The 893-nt window shown below is 60.1% G+C and carries 1 protein-coding gene; it reads right to left on the bottom strand.

Annotated features, from left to right (window positions below; all coding sequences use genetic code 11):
* The coding region (hflK, locus tag AC3ZU9_RS31460) for an FtsH protease activity modulator HflK (protein WP_490091795.1) at positions 1-827 on the bottom strand (827 nt) is incomplete at its 3' end.
* Positions 828-893: the final 66 nt, after the last annotated feature.

Here is an 893-nt window from a genome sequence, read left to right as displayed (position 1 = left end):
AGGATGCGCTGGGCCTGACCACGGGCTTCCGGCACGACGCCGTTGGCGTAGGTCTCAGCCTGGTTGCGCGAACGCTGCTCGTCTTCACGGGCGCGGATCACGTCATCGAAGGCTTCCTGTACTTCACGCGGTGCGGCTGCGCTTTGTACGTTGACCTGGGTAACCGTGATACCGGTGCGGTACGTATCGAGGAAGCGTTGCAGACGCTCCTTGATCTCACTGGCCATCAATTCACGACCTTCGGTCAGCACCTGGTCCATCGCGGTGGAACCGACGACGTGGCGCAGGGCACTTTCGGTGGCGTGTTGCAGGCTGATTTCCGGCTGGTCGACGTTCAGCACGAAGTCCTGCAGGTTGCTGATCTTGTACTGCACGGTCAGCGGCACTTCGACGATGTTCTCGTCTTCAGTCAGCATCTGGCCCTGCTTGGTGTAGGCACGCTCACGCGTGACGTTCTCCATGTACTTCTTGTCGATCGGCGGGAAGTAGATATTCAGGCCTGGGCCGACGGTTTCGTAGTACTTGCCGAAGCGCAGCACCACGGCTTGCTCCTGCTCGTCCACTACGTATACGGCGCTGTACAGCCATACGGCCGCCAGCACGACAAGACCCAGGCCCAGCAGGCCGTAGCCGCCGCCCTTGCTTGTGCGACCGCCTTCGTCACCACCGCGTTTTTTCCCACCACCGAACAACCCATTCAGGCTTTCCTGCAGCTTTCGGAAGGCCTCGTCGAGATCTGGTGGCCCCTTGCGGTCGCCATTATTGCGGCGTTTACCACCCCAAGGATCCTGATTATTCGAGTTGCCACCCGGCTCATTCCAAGCCATAGCGCTCTCCATCTGATAAAGCAAAGACGCACCCACGGCGCGCCGACCAATGCTACAGAATGCCTG

This window comes from Pseudomonas sp. A39 (genome assembly GCF_058145955.1).
Note: the sequence above shows the minus strand (reverse complement) of the source record. Positions and strands in the feature narration are given on the sequence as shown.